The organism is Clostridium ljungdahlii, from assembly GCF_001636845.1.
In the GTDB taxonomy this organism is placed as follows: Bacteria; Bacillota; Clostridia; order Clostridiales; family Clostridiaceae; genus Clostridium_B; species Clostridium_B ljungdahlii_A.
This window is the reverse complement of sequence record NZ_LITT01000011.1, coordinates 253,998-276,575: the sequence shown is the minus strand read 5'-3', so window position 1 is coordinate 276,575 and position 22,578 is coordinate 253,998. Positions and strand designations below refer to the sequence as shown.

General features: G+C 32.4%; 20 protein-coding genes. 6 read left to right on the top strand and 14 right to left on the bottom strand.

The window, feature by feature from the left end:
• Window positions 1-166 precede the first annotated feature (166 nt).
• The gene (locus WY13_RS06600; RefSeq protein ID WP_063554906.1) at window positions 167-1,318 is read left to right on the top strand and encodes an SH3 domain-containing protein; all 1,152 of its coding nucleotides are present in this window, start codon (window positions 167-169) and stop codon (window positions 1,316-1,318) included.
• Between the two features lie 146 nt (window positions 1,319-1,464).
• Window positions 1,465-1,995, top strand: a complete 531-nt coding sequence (locus WY13_RS06595; protein WP_063554905.1) for a nitroreductase family protein — start codon at window positions 1,465-1,467, stop codon at window positions 1,993-1,995.
• 70 nt (window positions 1,996-2,065) lie between these two features.
• Here the strand turns inward: WY13_RS06595 and WY13_RS06590 are convergent, their stop codons facing one another.
• From WY13_RS06590 to WY13_RS06565, 6 genes are all read right to left on the bottom strand, one after another.
• Window positions 2,066-3,247: an MFS transporter gene (locus WY13_RS06590; protein WP_063554904.1), complete on the bottom strand. Its 1,182-nt coding sequence runs from the start codon at window positions 3,245-3,247 to the stop codon at window positions 2,066-2,068.
• A 152-nt stretch (window positions 3,248-3,399) separates the two neighbouring features.
• Window positions 3,400-4,005, bottom strand: a complete 606-nt coding sequence (locus WY13_RS06585) for a TraR/DksA C4-type zinc finger protein (RefSeq protein ID WP_063554903.1) — start codon at window positions 4,003-4,005, stop codon at window positions 3,400-3,402.
• Window positions 4,006-4,138: 133 nt separating this feature from the next.
• Window positions 4,139-5,173: a DUF362 domain-containing protein gene (locus WY13_RS06580; protein ID WP_063554902.1), complete on the bottom strand. Its 1,035-nt coding sequence runs from the start codon at window positions 5,171-5,173 to the stop codon at window positions 4,139-4,141.
• A gap of 121 nt (window positions 5,174-5,294) precedes the next feature.
• Window positions 5,295-7,598 (bottom strand): sensor domain-containing diguanylate cyclase, encoded by a 2,304-nt coding sequence (locus tag WY13_RS06575; RefSeq protein WP_063554901.1) that lies wholly within the window; start codon window positions 7,596-7,598, stop codon window positions 5,295-5,297.
• A gap of 177 nt (window positions 7,599-7,775) precedes the next feature.
• A complete protein-coding gene (locus WY13_RS06570) occupies window positions 7,776-8,795 on the bottom strand; it encodes a molybdopterin-binding protein (RefSeq protein ID WP_063554900.1) in 1,020 nt (339 codons plus the stop codon).
• A gap of 17 nt (window positions 8,796-8,812) precedes the next feature.
• Complete coding sequence (locus WY13_RS06565; RefSeq protein ID WP_063554899.1) at window positions 8,813-9,892, bottom strand: XdhC family protein; 1,080 nt, start codon at window positions 9,890-9,892, stop codon at window positions 8,813-8,815.
• Window positions 9,893-10,467: 575 nt separating this feature from the next.
• On the opposite strand from WY13_RS06565, the gene WY13_RS06560 reads away from it, so the two are divergent.
• Both WY13_RS06560 and WY13_RS06555 read left to right on the top strand, forming a co-directional pair.
• A complete protein-coding gene (locus WY13_RS06560) occupies window positions 10,468-10,845 on the top strand; it encodes a BMC domain-containing protein (protein WP_013238448.1) in 378 nt (125 codons plus the stop codon).
• 10 nt (window positions 10,846-10,855) lie between these two features.
• On the top strand, window positions 10,856-11,341 hold the full coding sequence (locus WY13_RS06555) for a EutP/PduV family microcompartment system protein (protein ID WP_063554898.1): 486 nt from the start codon (window positions 10,856-10,858) through the stop codon (window positions 11,339-11,341).
• 307 nt (window positions 11,342-11,648) lie between these two features.
• Here the strand turns inward: WY13_RS06555 and cooS are convergent, their stop codons facing one another.
• Both cooS and WY13_RS06545 read right to left on the bottom strand, forming a co-directional pair.
• Entirely contained in the window at window positions 11,649-13,559 is a 1,911-nt protein-coding gene (gene cooS, locus WY13_RS06550; protein ID WP_063554897.1) for an anaerobic carbon-monoxide dehydrogenase catalytic subunit, read from the bottom strand.
• 286 nt (window positions 13,560-13,845) lie between these two features.
• Entirely contained in the window at window positions 13,846-15,246 is a 1,401-nt protein-coding gene (locus WY13_RS06545; RefSeq protein ID WP_063554896.1) for an amino acid permease, read from the bottom strand.
• 544 nt (window positions 15,247-15,790) lie between these two features.
• Between WY13_RS06545 and WY13_RS06540 the strand changes: the two genes are divergently transcribed.
• Window positions 15,791-16,669, top strand: coding sequence for a DMT family transporter (locus WY13_RS06540; RefSeq protein WP_063554895.1), 879 nt, complete (start codon window positions 15,791-15,793; stop codon window positions 16,667-16,669).
• Window positions 16,670-16,726: 57 nt separating this feature from the next.
• On the opposite strand, the gene WY13_RS06535 is transcribed toward WY13_RS06540, so the two are convergent.
• The gene (locus WY13_RS06535) at window positions 16,727-17,428 is read right to left on the bottom strand and encodes a DNA alkylation repair protein (RefSeq protein ID WP_063554894.1); all 702 of its coding nucleotides are present in this window, start codon (window positions 17,426-17,428) and stop codon (window positions 16,727-16,729) included.
• 72 nt (window positions 17,429-17,500) lie between these two features.
• Window positions 17,501-17,971 carry a methylated-DNA--[protein]-cysteine S-methyltransferase gene (locus tag WY13_RS06530; RefSeq protein WP_063554893.1) on the bottom strand — a complete coding sequence of 157 codons (471 nt, stop codon included), beginning with the start codon at window positions 17,969-17,971 and terminating at the stop codon, window positions 17,501-17,503.
• A 152-nt stretch (window positions 17,972-18,123) separates the two neighbouring features.
• Here WY13_RS06530 and WY13_RS06525 point away from each other — a divergent pair, with 152 nt between their 5' ends.
• Window positions 18,124-18,912: a response regulator gene (locus WY13_RS06525; RefSeq protein ID WP_063554892.1), complete on the top strand. Its 789-nt coding sequence runs from the start codon at window positions 18,124-18,126 to the stop codon at window positions 18,910-18,912.
• A 202-nt stretch (window positions 18,913-19,114) separates the two neighbouring features.
• Here WY13_RS06525 and WY13_RS06520 read toward each other — a convergent pair whose 3' ends face one another.
• The 4 genes from WY13_RS06520 to WY13_RS06505 form a co-directional block, all read right to left on the bottom strand.
• A complete protein-coding gene (locus tag WY13_RS06520) occupies window positions 19,115-19,495 on the bottom strand; it encodes a proteasome assembly chaperone 4 family protein (RefSeq protein WP_063554891.1) in 381 nt (126 codons plus the stop codon).
• Window positions 19,488-20,084 (bottom strand): UbiX family flavin prenyltransferase, encoded by a 597-nt coding sequence (locus WY13_RS06515; RefSeq protein ID WP_063554890.1) that lies wholly within the window; start codon window positions 20,082-20,084, stop codon window positions 19,488-19,490. The genes WY13_RS06520 and WY13_RS06515 overlap by 8 nt, the downstream gene beginning before the upstream one ends.
• 32 nt (window positions 20,085-20,116) lie before the next feature.
• On the bottom strand, window positions 20,117-21,616 hold the full coding sequence (locus WY13_RS06510; RefSeq protein ID WP_063554889.1) for a UbiD family decarboxylase: 1,500 nt from the start codon (window positions 21,614-21,616) through the stop codon (window positions 20,117-20,119).
• Between the two features lie 103 nt (window positions 21,617-21,719).
• A complete protein-coding gene (locus WY13_RS06505) occupies window positions 21,720-22,547 on the bottom strand; it encodes a MerR family transcriptional regulator (RefSeq protein WP_063554888.1) in 828 nt (275 codons plus the stop codon).
• Between the last annotated feature and the right edge of the window lie 31 nt (window positions 22,548-22,578).

Genomic DNA, 22,578 nt, shown 5'->3' with positions numbered 1-22,578 from the left:
AAAACAACGGGTATAGTGTTTGGAGTTTGGTATATTACACCTTAAATACATTTTGGTGTTAGATCATTCCAACTTTTGATGATTGATAACATAAGATTGTATTATTATAATTTAATTAGGTTCTAATATTGAACGTTTTCAAAATATTCTTGAAAGGATGGAAAAAATGAAAAAAAGCTTAGCTAAAATTTTGGTTCCATTGATTGCATTTACCTCAGTGATGAGTGTACCTTTTTACAAAGTAAGTGCAGCTGCACAAACTCCAATATCAAGAACTCAAGTTGAACAAAGGGCCACAAGTTTAATGGATTTAACCTGGACATACTCTGCAGATAAAAACAGCAATATATCTCCCCAATATACATCAATCGTTACCCTTCCTGCTCAGTTTAAAGGTGTAACAACAGCTACTTTTAAAGGTATTCCTTATGATTGGGGCGGTATTGATGGAATCGATACCAATTCCTATAACGCTCCATGGACAAGCTTTCTTGATGCAGTTAATAAAGGTGCTTTTACAGGAAACGCAAATACAGATGGAGGACTAGGATATATACCTGGAACTGCAGGAATAGATTGCTCTGGTTTTGTACAAGCTTCTTTTAATATTGCAGATTATAAACAATCAACAAGCACCTTATTAAACAACTATTTTAAAAAAATTGATTTAAACAGTCTACAGCACATGGATATCCTAGACAAGCCAGGTGATCATGTAGTTATCTTTGATAAATGGGGAACTTTAAATGGAGTACAGGGTGCTTTTACCTATGAATCAACACCGGATCAAACTTACGGCGGAATACAAGGTACCAAAAGATATTTTATAAGCATGAACACAATTAACCAAGGATATATACCTGCACGTTATATAAATATAGTTGAAGATGCAGCACCATCCACTCCTAAATTTAAAGTTGGAGGATATGCACAGGTTGCCAATGTAACAAGTTATGCAAACTTAAGAGCAAATCCATCAACAGATGATGCTATTTTAACCACTGTTCCAAAAGGTAATATTTTAAACTTAATCAATTATTCAAATGGATGGTATCAAGTTACCTACAACGGACAGACAGGATGGATCTGGGGAAACACCCTTGGTACAGTACCAGTAAATCAGTACGTAACTATTAGTGGTGTATACCAGTTAAATATAAGAGCAAATTCATCGTCTACAGCACAAATAGTTGGGGTACTCTCCCAAGGGCAATATGCACAGAAAATTGGTCAAACTTCAGACGGCAGCTGGTACAAGATCCGTATAAATGGAATTGAAGGATGGTCTTCCTCAAAATATTTAACATATATTCAATAATAAAAGAGATTGCACAAGTTTTACTTTATGTAACTTGATTGCAATCTTTTTATTTTTGTGCAAATAATTTGGTAAAATGTTATTATAATAATATAGTGTTAGGTTTTATTACCTTAAATAAATATCATATAAAGGAGATTTTAACTATGGAAATGATGAAAGCAATAGCAGTGCGTAAATCTACTCGTAATTACAAAAGCGAGCAAATCAGTGATGATTCTTTAAATATTGTACTTAATGCAGGTTGTGCTGCACCCGTAGGAATGGGTGCTTATGATTCAGTTCATTTAACAGTAATTCAAAATTCCACCTTACTAGAGAAAATTACAAAAGCAACGGCAAACGCATTTGGCAACCCAAATATGAAACCTTTTTATGGTGCTCCTACTTTAATTGTTGTTTCTGGTAAAGCAAATGATAAAGCACCTCACATTGAAATAGCTAATGCCGCTTGTGTTATCGAAAATATGGCTCTTGCTGCTACTGATATTGGTTTAGGTAGTGTGTATTTATGGGCATTTTTGGCTTCATTTTCGAAAGAAAAAGAATTATTAAAAGAACTTAATTTACCTGAAGGCTTCATCCCCGTTTCTGGTATTGCATTAGGCTATCCCACAGAGCCGCTGACCAAAGAGAAAGAATTAAAACAAACTATCAAGATCAATACTATAAAATAATACTTCAAATAGAAAGGCAAGGAATCCTAAAACTACATAGATTTCTTACCTTTTTATAGAAAAGTTAATGCTATTTAACTTTTCTATAAAAAATCATCATAAGCACAGCTGCAACAAGTGCCATAATAGCTCCATAATAAAATGGTGCTCTGTTATTTATATTATCATAAAGTACTCCTGCAATAACACTTGCAGGAAGAAGAGTTATTCCTACAAGGCAATTATAAATTCCAAGACCTGTGCCCCTTTTATTTTTATCAATCAAATCCGAAACTAAAGCTTTTTGAACACCATCTGTAGCAGCACTATAAAGGCCGTAAAGTGTAAATAACAGTATGACAATTTCAGGACTTCCTGTTTTCCCAAATCCAAAGTATATTAAAGAATATAATAAATATCCAAATATAATAAGTCTTTCTCTTCCTATTCTATCTGACAATATGCCTGCAGGGACTGCAAAAATCACAGATACAGAATTAAATATTAGATACATTATGGGAACAAACGTATTGCTTATTCCCACATCAGCTGCCTTTAATAACAACAATGCATCTGTAGAATTACCAAGAGTAAATATAAATATTATTAATAGGAAAAAATAATACTTGCTTGAAAAATCCTTAAAACTTACTTTTCCTAAAAGCTTATCTTTGTCCCCTCTTGCCTCTTTGACAAAATAGATAATAAATACAAGTCCTAATAAACCCGGCACAGATGATACTAAAAATACTCTTGTGTAATTTCCTGGGAAAAGAAATAAGATTCCAAATGCTAAAAGTGGTCCCACTACAGCTCCACTGTTGTCCATAGCCTTATGGAATCCAAAGCTTTTTCCCTTTGTTTCCTCTGTAGAAGATGCAACAACTAAACTATCTCTTGGTGCCGTTCTAATTCCCTTTCCAATCCTCTCTGTAAACCTAATGGCAAGAACTTGAATTGGTGAAGTAACAAATGCAAATAATGGAGAAAGGACTGCCGTAAACGCATATCCTACTATCATAAAAGGTTTATTCTTACCAATTTTGTCACTCCACCAACCTGACAATGCTTTTAAGGTAGATGCAGTACTCTCTGCAATCCCTTCAATCAAAGAAATTTCTGTTTTTGTTGCCCCCAGGGTCATTAAAAATAGGGGCATAATTGCGTATATCATCTTAGTTGTGGTATCTGTTAAGAAGCTAGTAATTCCCACAAAAAATATATTAGAATCAAGTCCTAAAATATTCTTTCTTTGTTTCATGTTTCTACTCATATCTTTTTCCTCACATAATTTGCCTTCAGTTTATGACTATGCTACAATGTGGGATCATTTATCTTAACCTCTATATTTTACTTACATAGATAAATTAAGTATAGAGCATACATATAGTTTCATAATGTCCAAAGTTTAAACTGTTGATTTTCTTAAGGTAATTGATTTTTATACTCTTGGTTACTTATTCTCTCTATAGGATCAACATATGTTTCATCCTCATCCACATATTCTTCAACTATATTTTTTCTTCTATTAAATTTGTTAACTGATTGGTAACTGTCTTCCATATCAAATCCAACCTGATCGTCATCTCCATGGTATCCTCTATTCCAGGTGTCCTTGAGGACATCTTCTTCTGGAGGTCTGTTGTTCATTTCATCAGGTTTTGAATTATCCATACTTTGCTGACAGCCAATACAGCACTCTGCATATGGAAGAAATTCTAATCTATTTATATCTATTTCCTTACCACAGACTTCACATATGCCATAAGTACCTTCTTCTATTTTTTTTAGAGCATTGTCTACTTTTTCTATAACAATTTGTTCGTTTTTTTGAAAAGCCAACCCTCTTTCCTTATCAAATATATTGCTAGCGCTATCCGCTGGATGGTTATCATAAAAAGACAATTCTCTAGATAGTTCTGCATTAGATTTTATAGTTTCATTCTTTTCCATTTGTTCCAACAAATCAGAGGCTGCATCTCTTTCTGATTTCAGTTTATTTTTAAAATGTTGTAATAATTTCTCATCCATAATTATATTAACACCTCTCAATTATATTTCAGCATACATATATTTTAACTAAAAAAACACCATTTATTCCATTGTACCTATTTAGCTTTTAATAATTTTATGAATGCCAATACATAATCTTTATGGATATCTGTTAATTTATTTCAACAAGTTCATATTCTTTACTACCTAAACCTATTTTTTCCCCATAGTCAAGAGTATATCTTCCCCTTTTAAATACAACTCTGCCACTATTTTTATCAAGAGTATCAAGACAAGCCTTATCAATAGCCACAGGATCTGTTGAAGCAAAAACTCCAATATCCTTTGCTATTGGTTTCATATCATGCCCTTCACAATCGCAATTTTTAGTTATATTAAAAGCAAAGGTTATGTAAATATTATTCTTGCCCTTTGCTGCAGCATAAGCATATTCTGCAAGCCTTTCATTAAAAGATTTGGTCATAGATCCAAGCCAGCTGTGATAAATAGCTCCCTGTGGACATATTGCCATGCAAGAAGCACAACCAACACATTTGTCTTTATTGATCTTTGCCTTTCTATTTACGGTTATGGCATTTTGAGGGCACTTTTTTGCACAAGCGCTGCATCCCTTGCATTTAAAGAAATTAATTTTAGGTACAGAATTTGCGTGTTGGGCAAGTTTTCCTCCTCTTGATGCGCATCCCATTCCAAGTTGTTTTATGGCGCCCCCAAAACCGGCAAGTATATGACCTTTAAAATGACTTATAACAATAAGTTGTTTTTTGCTTGCGATTTCTTTTCCTATCTTACATTTATTGAAATTCTTTTTATTAATTTCAACCTCCTCAAAATCTTCTCCATGCTCACCATCAGCTATTATTATAGGGAGCTCAGTAAACCCATGATCTTCTGCAAGTTTCAAATGCTTTTCCTTTGTAGTTCTTTCACCTCTATAGAGAACATTCGTCTCTATAAATGCACTATCTATGTTATTTTCCTTTAAATAATTTATTATCCCGGCAAAATTTTTTGATTGTATAAAAGTATTATTACCCTTTTCTCCAAAATGAACTTTAAGAGGTATGAATTTTTCAAGACTTATATGCTCTTCTTCCACTACTTTTCTTAAGAGTTTACCAGCAGCATCACTTATCTCTTCTGTTTTAGAATATGAATCAATAGCCTTAAAATAAACTTTTTTCATAGAATAAACCTCCAGCAATAAATTAAATTTTTTATTCTATTAAAAATTATAGCATAGTTTACTACAGTAATGACAAAATTGGATAATATCTAAAAATATGATGTATAACATAAATTGTACATCATATTTTTCTTCTATCCTTCATCCTCTTCTTTTTTTCATACATTCGTTTATCCGATAATTTCATAAGTTCCTCTATATCGTCAGAATCTCTTCTAAACTGAGAAAATCCATAGGCAAAACTAATCTCTTTCTTATTTCCATCTAAGTCAAAAGGATAATCTTTAAGTATCTGGGAAACCCTACTTATAATATCAGTAACACTATTCTCATCCTTATTTACAAATACTACTGCAAATTCATCTCCACCGATTCTCGCAAAAATATCCTCCTCACAAATTTCTTTTTTAAATATATTTGCAAATTTGGTCAGAACTTCATCACCCATAATATGACCATAGGTATCATTAATAACTTTAAGATTATTTAGGTCTATTATGCATATGGCAAAAATATTGCTTGAAATTCTTGCTTTATGCAAAATTTCACCTAGCAGCTTATTAAAATAGCTTCTGTTATATATTTTAGTTAAGCTATCATATCTAGACATATATAGAATATTTTCTAACAATTGAGCATTTTTAAAAGCTATGGCAATATCATAGGACAAATACTTCAGCAGCTTTTTGTCATCCTCATTGAAACTTTTTTTCTCATCTGTATTAAATATATTAATAAATCCCTTAACACATCCATCAATACATATACCACAAGTTAAAAGCTCATAGGGACATTTAACTAATAACTTTTTCCATGAGTTATATTTATATTTTTCATTGAACAGATTTTCTTCTAGATTATTTATTACTATAGGATTACGTAATTCTTTAATATTCATATCGTGAACTTTATATTGGTACAAATCCTTCAATTTATACCCTATTTCTTTTATTTTATCAGTAAAATATCCTTTCGTAGCCTTATAAACTAATTTATCATTTCTCATAAATAAAATACTTCCCATAGTACCACTTGAAATTATATCTAATGCCTTACAAAGTATCATCTCAAATAAGCTATCAATTTCACAGGAAGACAACATGTGGCTATTTATTTCCATAATAGCTTTTGTAGCATTATTCATCTGCTCTACTTTATATTTTTGTTTTTCTAACACATTATTAGCCTCCTGTAATTCCTTTGTGACTTGATTTACAAGATTAGTAAACACTTTAATTACGCCAACATCTTTTCCTTCAAAAAAGCTTTTTGAGGAGTTTTCATTCTCATTATTAGGCATCGTTACATTTTTATAAGAAGTTTGGTTACCTTCAGATATTCCCAGTATTGTCATTGTTGTATTTAAAAGTTCATTTGAACGGTTAAAAGTAAAAAATTCACCATAAGTAAAAAATCCAAAAGTTGGAGCAATATTATTTACAGCAGATGTTTCAATTCCAATTTTATTCTGCATAAAATTTTTTCTCACTGAACAGGAATAAACAAAAATTGCTTCAATATTCCTATTTTTTAATCTATTTGTCATTTCTAAGGCTTGAGATGTTATCACATTTACATCTCCATAACCAAACTGAACCTTGTCGTTAACTTTAACATCTCCAAGAAAACTCAAAGATCCATCATCATGACGCCCAAAAGCCACTCTTGCTAAGTAGGTACCATTTCTCCTAATTATTAATGGAAATTCAGTTGCAGACATAGGCAAATCTTTGGTCACTTCATCTCCAAGATATTTTTTGTAAACATCAATTGTCTTAATATTATCTATCGTAAAAATTCTATTATTTAATGCTTTAGTAACAGTCATTAATTTTCCAATAGGTGACCATGAAAAACTTCGTTCTGTTGTAATATTTAAACTTTTTCCACTAAGTGAAGCTGCAGCAACACCATTTTCTGTAATACCTTCCTTTGTAAATACAAAGGTCTTCTTTAAATATCCATTGTCACCAGCTTTGCCACCACAAATAATAATCTTACTATTTGCTGATTCTATACCTTTAATAATCTGATACCCATTTGTGATCAATCCATCAGAAAATAATATAATGGCTTTTGTATAATCTTCACTTAATTCTTTAACAATATTTACTCCTAATTTATATTCATTCTTATCACTTAAAAGCTTTGCTTTAATTCTTACTTTTTCAAAAATAGAAAACGATATTATTGTAGTTTTACTAAGTACATTTCCTTCATATATCTCTCCAGCAGTTGTTGCACCTATAATTTCTGCTTTAGGCAATATGGATGTTATCTTATCTGTGAGATCCTTAATAAATTTCATTTCTATTACTGCTGTAAAAATTTGAATCAAAACATTATCACTATTATTGATATTATTACTGTAAATAAAATGCTGCATTTTTTCAAAATTATCATATACAATTTGATATTGTTTCACAGCACTACCCTCCTTACGGAAAAGGGTCAATTTATTATTGCCTACTTTAAACCCATATATAATATTTATTTTTATTATACTAAATAATATATATAAATTATATATTCTCATTAAAATATTTCTACATAATATTATCTTTATTATATGTAAAATAATTCAATTTATTATATATAACATCTATTTTCCAAAACCACAATTAGGGAATGAACAGACATCACATGAAAGGCATAAACCACCATGTCCTAGGCTTGCAAGATCTTCTAACGTTATATTATCATCTGCCATAACTCTTGGAAGAACTAGATCAAAAATGGTACGTTTCGCATACATTACACAACCTGGCAATCCTAAAATTGGAATTGTATTTTTGTAATATGATAGCAAAAACATTGCACCAGGAAGCACAGGAGCACCATAAGAAACAATTTTTGCACCTGTATTTTTTATTGCACTTGGTGTTGTATCATCAGGATCAACGCTCATTCCACCTGTACATATTATTAATTCTGCTCCATCATTAATAAAGTCCTTGATAGCTTGAGTAATTTCATCTGGCCTATCATTTAAAATCTTTTGTCCCAAAACTTCCGCATTATATTCCGCAAGTTTTTCTCTAATAACAGGACCAAAGGTATCCTTTATTCTTCCATAAAAGACCTCACTGCCTGTAGTTACAATACCTACTTTTTTATGTTTAAATGGCATAATTTTTATAAGTGGCTTATCTCCCGCAGCTTCGACAGCCTTATCCATTTTCTCTTGTTCAATTACAAGAGGGATAATACGTGTACCCGCTAATTTATCACCTTTTTTTACAGGAAAATTATTGTGACGGGTAGCAATCATCATTTCGCCAAGTGAATTGACTTTACAAAGCCTTTCAATATCAACTTTAAGCAAGCCATCTTCTTCAGCAATTAGTTCAATTTTTCCTTCCTTAATCTCAGATGGACACATATAGTCATTTTTACAAATATCATAAAGAATTTTTGCTGCTTCATTTTCGTGAAGCATGCCTTCTCGTTTTTCCCATATATAGAGGTTCTCTTTACCTATTGATAATAAAACAGGAATATCCTCTTCAGTAACAATATGTCCCTTTTTAAATGCAACACCTTTTTTTACTCCTTTAATAATTTGTGTAATATCATGACAAAGTACATGACCTACAGCTTCTTTAGTTTTAATCTTTTTCATTGTAATTCAACTCCTCTCTAAATTACCTCTATTAATACCTCCATGGTTCCACCACAAACCATTCCTTCGGATTCAGCAACGTCTCCGGTCATATCCACATGCTCTATGAAAAAACTTCTTTCTCCTGTAGTTTTCCTCATCATTTCTCTTGCTTTTTGCAGCACAGAGGATTCACTACATCCTCCACCTATGGTTCCGACGCTCATACCATCAGGATAAGTGATCATTTTAGCTCCTGCTTTTCTAGGGACTGATCCTTTAGAGGAGAGTATAGTTATGAATGCTTTAGGCTTTGGTGATTTTTCAGATGCATTTTTTAGTACTTCTTTATCAAATTCAGGAATGGCAAAATTCTTACCAAATTTACTCATGGTCTCCTTATTTTTAAAGTTTATAAGCTGTGCTATTATAGAAATAGCTATTTCATCTGGAGTAATAGCATTTATATCTATGCCAATTGGAGCATTAACTAATTCCAACTTTTCTTTGGAAAATCCCTCTTCCAAGAGCTCTTTTTTCATAGCAGTTACCCTACGCCTTGAACCTATCATTCCAACATAACTAAGATCATACTTTAAGACTTTACGTAAAACAACTCCATCATATCTATGACCTCTTGTTACAATGACTATATAATCAGACTTTTCCAAATTAATTGAATCGAAGGATTTCTCGAAACTTTCACAAATGACTTTTTCTGCTTCAGGAAACCTTGGTTTATTTGCAAAGAAAGGTCTATCATCTATAACTGTAACAGAAAATCCCACTCTTGATGCAAATTCTGTCACCGGCTTTGCTATATGTCCACCACCAAAAACAACTAGACGTGGTTTAGGAACAAATGGTTCAATTAAAATATTTTTATTTTCTCCTATACTGATCATTTCAAGTTTACCGCTTTCTAAAGAACTGCATATTTTTTCATAAATATTATCATTAACTGGAAAGGATTTTTTTTCTATATCCTCTTTAGTTAAAATAACTTTTTTTATAATAGAACCTTCTTCCGTACTAAGTAAATCAATATAAGTCAATGTTACACATTGATGTCCCTTATTTACCTCACTTACTAATTGTTTATATATGTCTTCAAACATTTTTTTACCTTCTATCTAAGAAAATTTTTAATAGCAAAATACGTTTACATACATTTGTAACTACATCTGTAATTCCCAATTTCAATTATATTTATACTGAGAATTACAGATGCTTTAATAATAGTGAAATATTTAATGTTATTGCTTATTATAAGCAATATGTATGCCACTGCCCAAAGTATCCAAATTAGGTAGTTTTTTATGCCACTTATTATATTGTGTTCATTTTTAGAGCAAAATAGTCAAAAAATAGTGTTCATTTTTTGACTATTGATCATTTTTTGAACGTACTTCAAATTTTTATATTTCTATGAATTTATTAAATACTCAACTTTTGCAGTTTAGAAACATTGGAAAACAATATTTTCAAGAGGACAGAGGACAATTGATAGAGGACAGTAGTTGATTTAAATATATATTTTCTCGCACTGTAATGCATATGCCATGTATAGCCTAAAAACCTAAAAGCCTAAAAATGCCTGGTTGACAATTGTACACCAATGCTTTATTATTAAAATGTTATAGCAAAATAGGTCGAATTTAGTAGCAAAATAGGTCGAAAAGGAGGTTATTACATGGATTTACAAAATATGATAGAGCATGAAGGTAAAATGAGAATTATACAAGAAACTGTTCCAGGTAAACAAATTACCCTTGCACATATAATTGCTGGCCCCGACAATATTATATATAAAAAATTAGGATTAAATCCTAATATTGATTATGGAAAAGCTGCTATTGGAATCATGACCATGACTCCTAGCGAAACTGCAATTATTGCGGCAGATATAGCTACTAAAACTGGCAACCTAGATTTAGGATTTGTAGACAGATTTAGTGGTACCTTAATTATAACAGGCGGAATTTCTGAAGTCGAGTCTGCTGTAAAATCGATTATTGACTATTGTAAGGAATTTCTCGGCTTTACAACATGTGAAATGACAAGAACGTAGGTGATCATACATGAAAAAATTAATTTTGTTTGGCAGGAGCGAATGTGGAAAAACTACTTTAACCCAGACTTTAAGAGGGCAAGAAATCTCTTACCATAAAACCCAATATATTAATAATTTCGATGTAATTATTGACACCCCAGGGGAATATGCAGAAAATAGATCTTTAGCAAGTGCTCTTGCTATATATTCTTATGAAGCAGATGTAGTAGGTCTATTGCTTAGTGCTATAGAACCTTATTCCATATATCCCCCCAATATCAGACCTCTTGTAAACCGTGAAGTTATAGGTATAGTAACACAAATAGACCGACCTAATGCTAATCCAGATCGGGCAGAGGAATGGTTAAAACTTGCTGGATGTAAAACAATTTTTCGCATAAGTTCTTATACAAAAAAAGGAGTATGGGAAATTTTAAATTATCTTCGGGAAGATGGAGACATTTTACCTTGGGATAATGAGAATGATTTTATATCTCAATTTACAGCTCAATAAAAAGTCATTTTCATAAACTTAAATGAACTCCCTTTCTATTTAATACATACACACACAAACATATTTTTGTTTTTTAAGTTCCTGAAGCTAAGATTCAGGGCTAAAATGGACGGCTATTATTTTTAGCCGTCCATTTAATAAGGCATTTGAAAGAAAATAACAAGTCAAAGATGCAACGAATATTTTTTATCAGACAAGGAGGCAGGTTCCGCAGATAGTGAATCCTATCTAAGGGTTCTACCGACGCAGTATGATAAAAAATAGGCTAGCATACTGACTAGTTATTTCTTTGAAAATGCCTAATGCCTTATAACCCCAAACCCTTTCTTTTGCTTAATATATGTGCTTCAATATTATCAGCTGCCTCTTTTGGATTATCTCCTAATGCAACTTTACCCCCTGTTAAACTCTCTACATCCTCAGTAAGAAGCTTTACAAGTTGTTCTGCACCTGTTAAAAATGGTGTTGGAGATAAGTGTGTATATGCACCATAGGCTACTGCAAATAGACCATCTATGGTAGCTTTTTGTTCCATCCACTCAGGGGCCGTTACTGCAATAGGAAGATCTGGTATATCTACATCAAGGTGATTAGCAAGTTCTGTAACAAGCATGGATATTCTTCCCGTATCTGTACAAGTTCCAAAACTTAGAACTGGAGGAATCTTGAGCATATTACATACTTCTTTTAATCCTTGGCCAGCCATGCTTATTGCATCTAGATTACACAGTCCTGCTACTTCAAGAGCATGATTGCCGCACCCACCGGCTACAACTAAAATATCCTTTTTAATCAATTCCTTTACCAGGTTAACTGTATTCCAATCTTGAGGACCATTTCTTAGAGTTGAACAATTTGCCAAAGCCACAATTCCCTTAATCTTTCCTGCTTTAATGACATCAACAAGTGGATCAAGCTTATTTCCTAAAGCTTCTAAAACTGCTTCAGTAGAAAACCCTGCTATTGCCTTCTGTGTTATTTTAGGAACTTTTGGTGTAATGTTATCCTTTCTCTTTTTAAAGTTTTCAATGGCCAAATCAATCAATTTGTCAGCCATTTCACCCACTTTTTCAGGATTATATGGAATCATATGATTTAATCCCGGAATACCTATAATAGTACTTACACCTACTAAAGTTACCTGATACTTTTCAGCATAATGATCTATTGCAGGTGGGGAGCAATTTTCTTCCATTGCAAGAACATCAACTGTACCTGTAGCAAGAAGTGGTTCTATAGATAGCCAATCTCCCATTAAGCCTACAAATACATCATCTACTTCAAATCTTTGTAATAATTCCTGCCCTGTTTCAATTGATCCAACTATTCTAAGCCCTTTTGCACCAACTGCCTTTGCTCTTTCCTGTATCTGCTGTATCTTTGCCTTTTGAAGGGTAGCAGCACCAGCCCAAGGTTGATGTCCATTAAATACAATATTTACATACTCTGGATCCATAATTCCTAAGTCCACATTTACCTCATGGGGTTTAGGCGTGCCAAAAAGTATATCCTGTACCATTTCAAGTCCTATTTGTGCTGTATAAATAGTTGACAAACCTAACCGCAGCGCTTTTTTAGCTAGTGATACATAATCTCCATCAACATTTGTTAAGCAACTTGCTACTGCATTTTGCTCTTCGTGAACTACTCCTGAAGGATAAATTCCAAGATCTTTCCAAACTTTTTTTCTCTTTCTTGGTGAAAACACATCTACCATAACACTGGGTTCCTCTACATCTTTACCCATTTCAGCTTCCAAAAAATTTGCCAGATCCACTGCCATTTTATTAGTATCTCCGCTTGTATTAATTCCAACTTTCTGGCACATCCATTTAAGTTTATCCACATCTTTAATTGTAAATGGAGTCTTGCCTTCTCCAGTTTCTCTTAATGTTCTAAAAGCTTCATATGCATGGTGGCTGTATGTACCGGCTCCCATTATGTTTTTAAGTAACATATTTCGCATTGCCATAGCATCTGGACCAATTCCACAGACACCTTTTTTCTGTTCTCCTTTAAGATTAATTCTGCAGGGACCTTGAGAACACAATTGACAGCTCAATCCTTCTAGGCAAAACTTACATCTAATTTTTTCTTGAGAGGACCATCTGTCAAATACATTTGACATACCATCTTCCCTGATTCTTTTAAGCATTTCCTCTACAGAATCATGATAGCTAACTCGCCCTTCTGTTTTTTCTAGTACAGTTTGGCTCATATAAATCTCCTCCTATTTTAATATTTTATGCTGATGGATATTATACAATATTCCATATCTTATCTTTTATCCGATGACTACCTGCTCTAATACTCCCACTTCTCCAAGAAGTGCACGTTGCGAGCAGCTACGTCCCTGGATAACGATTTCTTGGCATCAGGTGGAGTCAAAACTCCACCTGATGCCAAGAACTCTGTTTATAGTTTTTCTAGTAAAAATATATTTATACATAATAAAAGCACCATCATGTGTGATAATTCCCATGATAGTGCTTTTGTTATGTTGTTTATTTGGTTCCTAATTCTTCATCTTTAAATTTTTCTACTTTCAGAGCAGCACGCTTGTTGATGCCAAAAGCAAAATAGCCGATAGTAACGATGACGCAGAACACCGCACCAACAAGTAAGGACATCTGAGTATCGGAGTTAAAGCACATGCCAATTAAAACTAAGAAAAGATACCCTACTACAATATAGTTGGCATATGGGAAAAGCTTTGATTTAAAAGGATGCCCTTCCATTTCGGCTGCATGTTCTTTTCGAAATTTTATTTGACTAATGCACAAAACAATCCATGGAACCATGCCCGGAAGAACACTGGCACTATAGATATAAACAAATAATTTAGAATTTGGACAGATATAATTTAAAGCCACGCAGGCGAGCAAACAAGCTAAAGTTGCTTTAATAGCATTTGCTGGTACACCATCTTTAGTTACTTTGCCAAGAAATTTAGGAGCTTGTCCATTTTTTGACAAGGTATAAAGCATACGACCGCAGCTATAAATTCCGCTGTTGCAGCCAGACATTGCTGCTGTCAGTACTACAAAATTGACGATTCCAGCAGCAGCGGAAATCCCAATCTTAGCAAAAGTCAAAACGAATGGACTGCCAAGAGCACTGATTTTATTCCATGGATAAATAGTTACGATTACAAATATAGCACCAATATAAAAAATCAATATACGCCAAATGATATTTTTCGTTGCTTTTCTTAATGTGTTTTTTGGATCCTGTGCTTCTCCTGCTGTGATGCCGATAAGTTCTACACCCTGATAAGATGCCGTTACCAAGCATAAGGCAAATAACCAACCTTTCCAGCCGCCGGCAAAGAAACCTCCGTTTGCTGTAAGGTTTGCTAACCCAATAGCTTGACCGTGGTTACCGAAACCAAAGAAAATCAATCCAAATCCGATTATAAGCATAGCTACAATCGTGACAATCTTAATTAAGGAAAACCAAAACTCAAATTCACCGTAAAACTTAACTGAAGTCAGATTAGCAGCAGCAAGAATGGCCACACCGATTAAAGCCGGAATCCAGGCTGGTAAAGCTGGAAACCAATAATGCATATAAATGCCTAGGGCCGTAACTTCCGACATACCTACAGCTATCCACATAAACCAATAACACCATGCTGTCATATATCCAGCCCAAGGACATATATATTTATTTGCATAATTTGCAAAAGAACCCGTCAATGGTTCAAGATACAGCATTTCTCCCATAATTCTCATAACTATATACATGGCAATGCCGGCTACTCCATAAGCCAACAGTACCGATGGTCCGGCCCATTTGATCGTACTAGCTGATCCCATAAACAAGCCTACACCAATTGTACCACCTAAAGCAATCAATTCAATATGACGAGCTTTTAGGCCACGTGTTAATTCTTTTTCTTCCACTTGAAATATCCCCCTTCAAAAATGTCTCCTAATGGATTAGTCCTTTTTTACTAATAACTATTTATTATTCTGCAAACAATATTTTATCATAGTTTTATGCTTTTTTTAATTTGTCATAATTTTTTTTAATTTATCAAAATTCTATAACTTTCACATTTTGCCATCTACTATGTTATTGCGATGTGTATACTTCCATCTCCAAGGCTTACAGAAATGTGACATGATATATGGCTTTAAACGCCTAAATTTGCCTTATCAAGCCATGGTGTTCCTGTTATAAGAGCAGTTTACTTCGTTAATAATTTATTGCCTGAATATGTAAAAGCACAGATATTGTGCAAAAGATCATAATGTAGAAGTGCACTATGATGAATGTATTGGATATAGAAAATGTCAAACAATTTATCCAGTGAAAGTTTTTGGTATTAAAGATGAAAAAACTGTTGTAATAAATGAGTCAAATATATTATTTCTGTTATAACTATTTTAAATTTATGCTATAATATGTATGGTTTTTTATTGACATCCAAAAGGAGGACAAATTTTGAATAATTACAAAGGAATAGCTTATGCACTTTTATCATCAACAGCATTTGGGATTATGCCTATTTTGGCTAGAATTGCATATTTCAATGGATCTAACCCAACCACCGTACTATTATTTAGATTTTTAATTTCAACATTAATATTATTTTTATACTTAAACTTCAGCCACATTAATATTAACTTAAAAAGGGGACAGGTGTTGTTACTTATATCCATTGGTATTACTGGATATACTATAACAACTCAAGCTTTATTTATATCTTATAATTATTTAGGTGGGGGCCTTGCAACTACTTTACATTTTATATATCCAGTTGTAGTTTGCATAGCAGGCTTTATATTTTATAAAGATAAAATGAGTACTAAAAAAATTATATCCTTATTACTTGCTGCAGCCGGTATTTACACATTAGTTGGATTTAAAAATAATACTATAAACATTTTAGGAATTTGCTTAGCTCTATTTTCAGGTTTTTCCTACGGGCTCACACTAATCGCCCTTAATTTAAAATCCATCCGGTCTTTAGATAATAGGGTTACTACTATGTATCTTTGTCTAGGTTCAACAATAGGTACAGCTTTATGTGGGCTGTTTAACAAATCTATAGATTTAAACTTTAATATTAAAATTGTAGTTTGCTATTTAGGGATTTCTGTAGTTTCAACTATATTGTCAATAATTTTACTTCTAAAAGCTATAGAACTAATAGGAGTATCATCTTCATCCATACTAGGAACTTTCGAACCTATAGTTAGTGTATTTTTAGGTGTGTTGTTCCTTAATGAGCAAATGTCATTTGCAATATTGGTTGGAAGTTCACTTATACTAATTTGTACAATTGTATTAGCAAAAGATAAATGCGTAAGTTCTAATTAAAAAGTTAAATTGTATATGAAAAAGACACCTATTAACAAAAATTGGTGTCTTTTTATTTCATTTACGTTTCATGCTTCGAATAATCACTTTTGCATCTTCTCCAACTCTCAAGGACTCCACCATTTTTTGTAGTGCCTTATTATATGTAAAATTATCTAATGTATTATTTTTCAAATATTCCGTTGTTTTTTCTGGAAACTTAATATAACAAGTTGAAACGGCCCAAGCAACAGCCATTTTAACATAATAACCTTTATGGTTTACTTTATCTAATGATTTCAGCACCTTATCAATATAATTCTCCTTTATGTAAAAATCAAGAAGCATTACAACAAAGAAACGAACTTCAAATTCTTTTCCAGAGGATGCATAAGGCTGTAAATACTCCCATACACGCTGCATATTGGACTTTGTAAATTTTAATCCACTACAAAAGCTGTCACAAACACCCCAATTATCAATTTTAGGAACAAAATTTGTAATATACCCTAACCTTTCTTCAACATCAGTTCTCACACATCCAATTACCATTCCCTGAAGCATAGTTTCTTCATAGTATTCATCCTGTGCGGTTTTTATATACCTACGCCAATCTCCTTTAGCTATTTTTCTGGCAAGATCTCTTAAAAGCGGAAGTCTTACTCCTACAATATTATTATTGTCGGGACACAAATTTTCTTGAAATTTCTTATATTCATCATCCGCCAGTTCAAAAATTTTTTCTCTTATTATTTTTTTATACGAATCATTTTCACTCATACTAATTTCCCCCATTACTAGAAAAATAACTTGCAGAAGTTCATATAATTTCACAGTTAAAGAACTTCAACCTTAACTATCTGCATTTTGCTTCTCTATTTCTAAAAGTTTTTCTTTTATATCTAAACCACCTGCATAGCCAACTAATTTGCCATTTGAACCTATAACACGGTGGCATGGAATACATATGGGAATAGGGTTCTTATTGTTTGCCATTCCAACAGCACGACAAGCCTTTATATTTCCTATATTTTGAGCCACATCTTTATAACTAAATGTTTTACCATAGGGAATCTCCTGCAGTGCATTCCATACTTTCTTTTGAAATTCCGTCCCCTGTGGTTCCAGAGGCAAATCAAACTTTTTTCTTTTTCCCTCCAAATATTCTTGGAGCTGGTTACCTGCATTTTTCAATAAAGGTGTTTCATTTATACATATATCTTGAAGATTCATTTTTCCAAAACTTATATGAGTAATGGCCTTTCCATTCTCAGCAATACCTATTTTACCAATTTTCGTTTCATAATAAAATACATTATTCATGCTGCTTCCTCCATGTTTTTTCTTCTCTTTAATAATATAACTTTATTATAAGTATTTTTAAAAACTATGTAAAACATATTAATTATTCCCTATATATCTACGATAATGTATTTAACAACATGTTTATAAATATTCTCCAAGGGGTGAAGTATATGCATACTGTTCTACATATTGAAGAAAGTGAATTTTTTTGTAATATTGTAAAAAACACCTTAGTACAAGGTAACTATTCCTATATATCCGCTGATAATTTCAATGAAGCTTATAAAATATTACAGGATTCCGATATTGATATTATTATAACATCTCTTTATGCAAAAGGAGGTTCTATAGAAAATTTTCTTAAGGATATAAATTACAGCAGCAAAAAAGATATTCCCATATTTGTTGTAACCAGTAATGCAATTGATGGAACAAAGAAAAAGCTTCTGAACTTAGGTGTAACTGATTATATTTTAAAAAAGGATTTGAATGAACAAATTATTCAACGTATAGATTCTATATTTCAATCAGATGAATATATGGAAGATTTAAAGGAAGCAAAAATTGCAATTATAGACGACAGTAGTTTTGATTGTCTAATTGAAAAAGATTTATTTAAAAAATACAACATAAATAATGTAGATTCCTATAAATCTAGTAAGGATCTACTGAAAAGCAATAAAAAATATGATATATATTTAGTTGATATTATATTGGAAAATGAGTTTGGTCAAAATTTAATCAGGGACATAAGGAAAGCCAATCTAAAAGCTTCTATAATAGCTGTTACATCCCTAAGTAATCCTAAAACCCTTGCAGCTATTTTAAATTGTGGTGCTGATGATTTTATAACTAAACCTATAAACGAACAGTTGTTTATATCAAAATTGAAGTCCAATATTAAAACTTATGCTCTTAATAAGCGAGTCAAAAGCATAATTAAAGAAATGAAAAAATAGTTGATCCTATAAAAAATGACCTCCTACGTTAATCAAATAACATTAGGAAGCCATTTTTTATGGATGAAGCTGACATAATCCCTATCATAGTATTTTTACTTATACGTTGAGGAAACCATCATATATTCAATAATCTCATTAAAACAAGTGTAAATTAACGCAGATATATCAAATGCCTCAAAAACATATTCTCTAAAAGCCGTTATAAAAATAATTTTTGTATTTTCTCTATTACTATATCTGTCAATTCCTTTAAAATATCTATAACGACATCTATCTCTTCAGCTGTTATATTATCAACATGAATACCGCAGGTTACAACTACATTTTTATTTAATTTCGAAGAAAGTGTATGTGATACATATCTTGCAACTTCATCATCCTTATGTCCTAACAAATTCAAAACCGACGTTGTGGCACTTCTTTCATTTGAATTTGACAAACTTGGTCTAGGAATACTCAAAGTTACAGAGCCTATATGCGGGATATCTCCTCCTGAGATTATTACACAAAGATCTTTTCCTACGGAAAAAGCTTTTAGATTAACTTTTATTCTACCTCTTTCTAAAGTTAAATCATACATCGCTTTCACCCCATCTATTAAATCCACTTATTTCAATTCCAAACCTATCAAGAATTTTACCAATAATATGCTTATTCAAATCATTGATGTCAACAGGTTTATTATAATATGACACCATTGGAGGCATAATAATTACACCTAACTCAGATAATGAAAGCATATTTCTCAAATGGATTGTGCTTAAAGGACATTCTCTAGCTACTAATATCAATTTTCTCTTTTCTTTAATTATAACGTCTGCAGCTCTAAGAAGTAAATTATCAGAGTAGCCGCATGCGATACCAGCAACAGTTTTCATACTGCAGGGAACAATTATCATACCTTCAGTTTTAAAAGTGCCACTGGCTATACTTGCTCCTATATCTTTTATAGAATATACTTTGTCTGCCAAATCCGTTACATCTTTTAATTTATAGTTTGTTTCCCCAGCTATTGTTTCTTCTGCCCCTTTTGAAATAACTAAATGGGTTTCCCATTCAGAGTATTCTCTAAGTATCTTTAATATTTCTATACCTAATATTGCTCCACTTGCACCGCTCATACCTATTACTAATCTTTTTTTATTACTACTTCTTTTGGTATCTTCCATAAACTTCAACACCTTTTCTTTATCTATTTCAATTATTTTGTTTTAAATAATTCTGGTGCAAAACGAGCAGGATCTACGTCCTTAAACTTTGATCTCTTAAAACGTTCTTTTAAGCGAAATGGCACTGTACAGTCAAAAATTACCTTGCAAGAAATTCCTTTGTCCTTGAGTAATGGATTATAACTAGGATTTTGTGAAGGATCTAAAGGATGACAACGTACACCAGGAATAAATATTGTATCAACATCACCTTGATAACGTGTATTTAGAGCCCATAATACATCATTACTATCGAATAGATCTACATCTTCATCAACTAAAATTACATGTTTAAGTTCAGAAAATGCTGAGAATGCCAATAAGGCAGCTTGTCTTTGACGTCCTTCATCACTTGGTATACTTTTTTTGAATTGTAAAACAGCCATATATTTACCACCACCTGATGAATGAGCGTAAACATTTAATAATTTACCTGGCATAGCCTTATTCACCATTTGGATTATACTTGCTTCCGTTGGAATACCCGCCATGTTAACATGTTCCTCACTTGGTCCAATACAGGTTTGCATAATTGGATTACGGCGATGAGTAACAGCTTTTACTTTAATTACTGGTACTTCAGGATTAGCTGGCCCTGTGTAACCTGGAAATTCCGGCATAGCTTTCCCTGTGTTTGTATTTTGATCTTCCTTCACACGTATTCCAGGAAGTAATTCTCCTTCTATAACATATTCAGCATTTGCAATAGCTTTTTCACCAATTGTCAAACATTGAACTAATTCAACAGCATTGTTTCTAATAGCTCCTGCTGCACTTAATTCATTGTATCCAAGTGGTGTTGTTGGTGGTTCAAAACATGTCGCAATTTCAATGGCAGGATCTACTCCTATACTAATAGAAATTGGTAATGGTTTGCCAGCCTTTTCTGCTTTTTCACGAAAAACGCCTAAATGACGTGCTCCTGGTACAAAGTACATAGAAATTTCATCTTTACTTTGCAAACATAAACGATGTATTGTAACATCTGACTCTCCATTTTCTGGATCAGATGCATAGCACATACCTAGTGTGATATATGGTCCTGCATCTTCTTCTGTATTAGTTGGTGCAGGAACTAATTTTCTTATATCAAAGCCCGGCTCATCTGCATAATGTACAACCTCTTGGCAAACTGCCTTATCTTGTGGAATTGTTACAGGTTGAATTGGGTGAGTAACTGCCTCATTTAAAAAGAAACCCAAACGTTCTGGTTTTGCATCAAGCAGTAAGCCAACTCTTTCCCTACTAGCTAAAACTCCAATAATCACTTTTGCATCCTTATGACCTTTCACCTTATTAAAAATCATTGCAGGTCCAGTTTGTGTTGGACGCATTACTGTTCCACCAGCACCAACATGACGATAAACTCCACATAGTTCAGCAAGTGGTTCTACAGGTTCATCAGTTTCAATTAGCTGACCCGGAACCGACTTTAACAATTCTATAGCAGAACGTAAATCTGTTACCTTTTGTTTTTTATTTTCTATATCCATTAAAGATCCCCCCTAAAAAAGAAAACTATTTTTATAATTTACAACCTTTATAAAAATAGTTTAAGGTGTATATCGACTATACATTCAAGAGATATTTTAAAATTCAACAAATTTTTTCTATAGGAATTTGTAATTGACAAAGATCAACATTATTGCTTTCATCATAAAAAGTAGTATCTAGAAGACATGCATCAACTATATTGCCTACAATTTTATAATTGTTATCATTGATCCATCTTATAAGCTTATACAAAAATTCAGTATCATAGGGCATCCCATATTTATACATACACACATATTTTCCAGCAGGCAAAGTAACAGTGTTTTCAATATAATCATCTGCATGAGATAAGGCTACATATCCCCCTGCTCCCTCAAATATATATTTTTTGTTCAATCCATCCTTCATAATAATTGTGCCAAAACTCTCAAATGGAACTATTCCATGCCTATTAATAATATTCCATATTTTCATTTGCGTAAGATGTAATTCTTGCTTTGATATTTTATTTTCATAAGGTATAAATACTGCCTTTCTCTCCGGCAGCTTTTCTATTATAGGCTTATACAACTCATCTTTAAATTGATCAGCATTTGAATATAAATTTAACCTTTCTTCAATAGAATCACGAGTCAATAGCAACTTATCTATTTCTTTATCTATCAATTCTTTATGGCTTTTCAATAAAGATATAGCTTTATTGATATTTCTGTCTTTTATATTATTTTTTATATCTTTAAGCTTGATACCTGTTGATTTTAGGAAACAAATTTCTCTTAAAAATGGAATTTGATAAGGACTGTAATACCTATATCCCTTATCATCAATATAGGTAGGTTTAAATAATCCTATCTTGTCATAATAGATAAGTGTTTGTCTTGAAATATTATGTATTTCTGCCATCTGACTTATTGATAAATATTTTTTCACAACTATTCCTCCATTAACTTATACTGTTAAC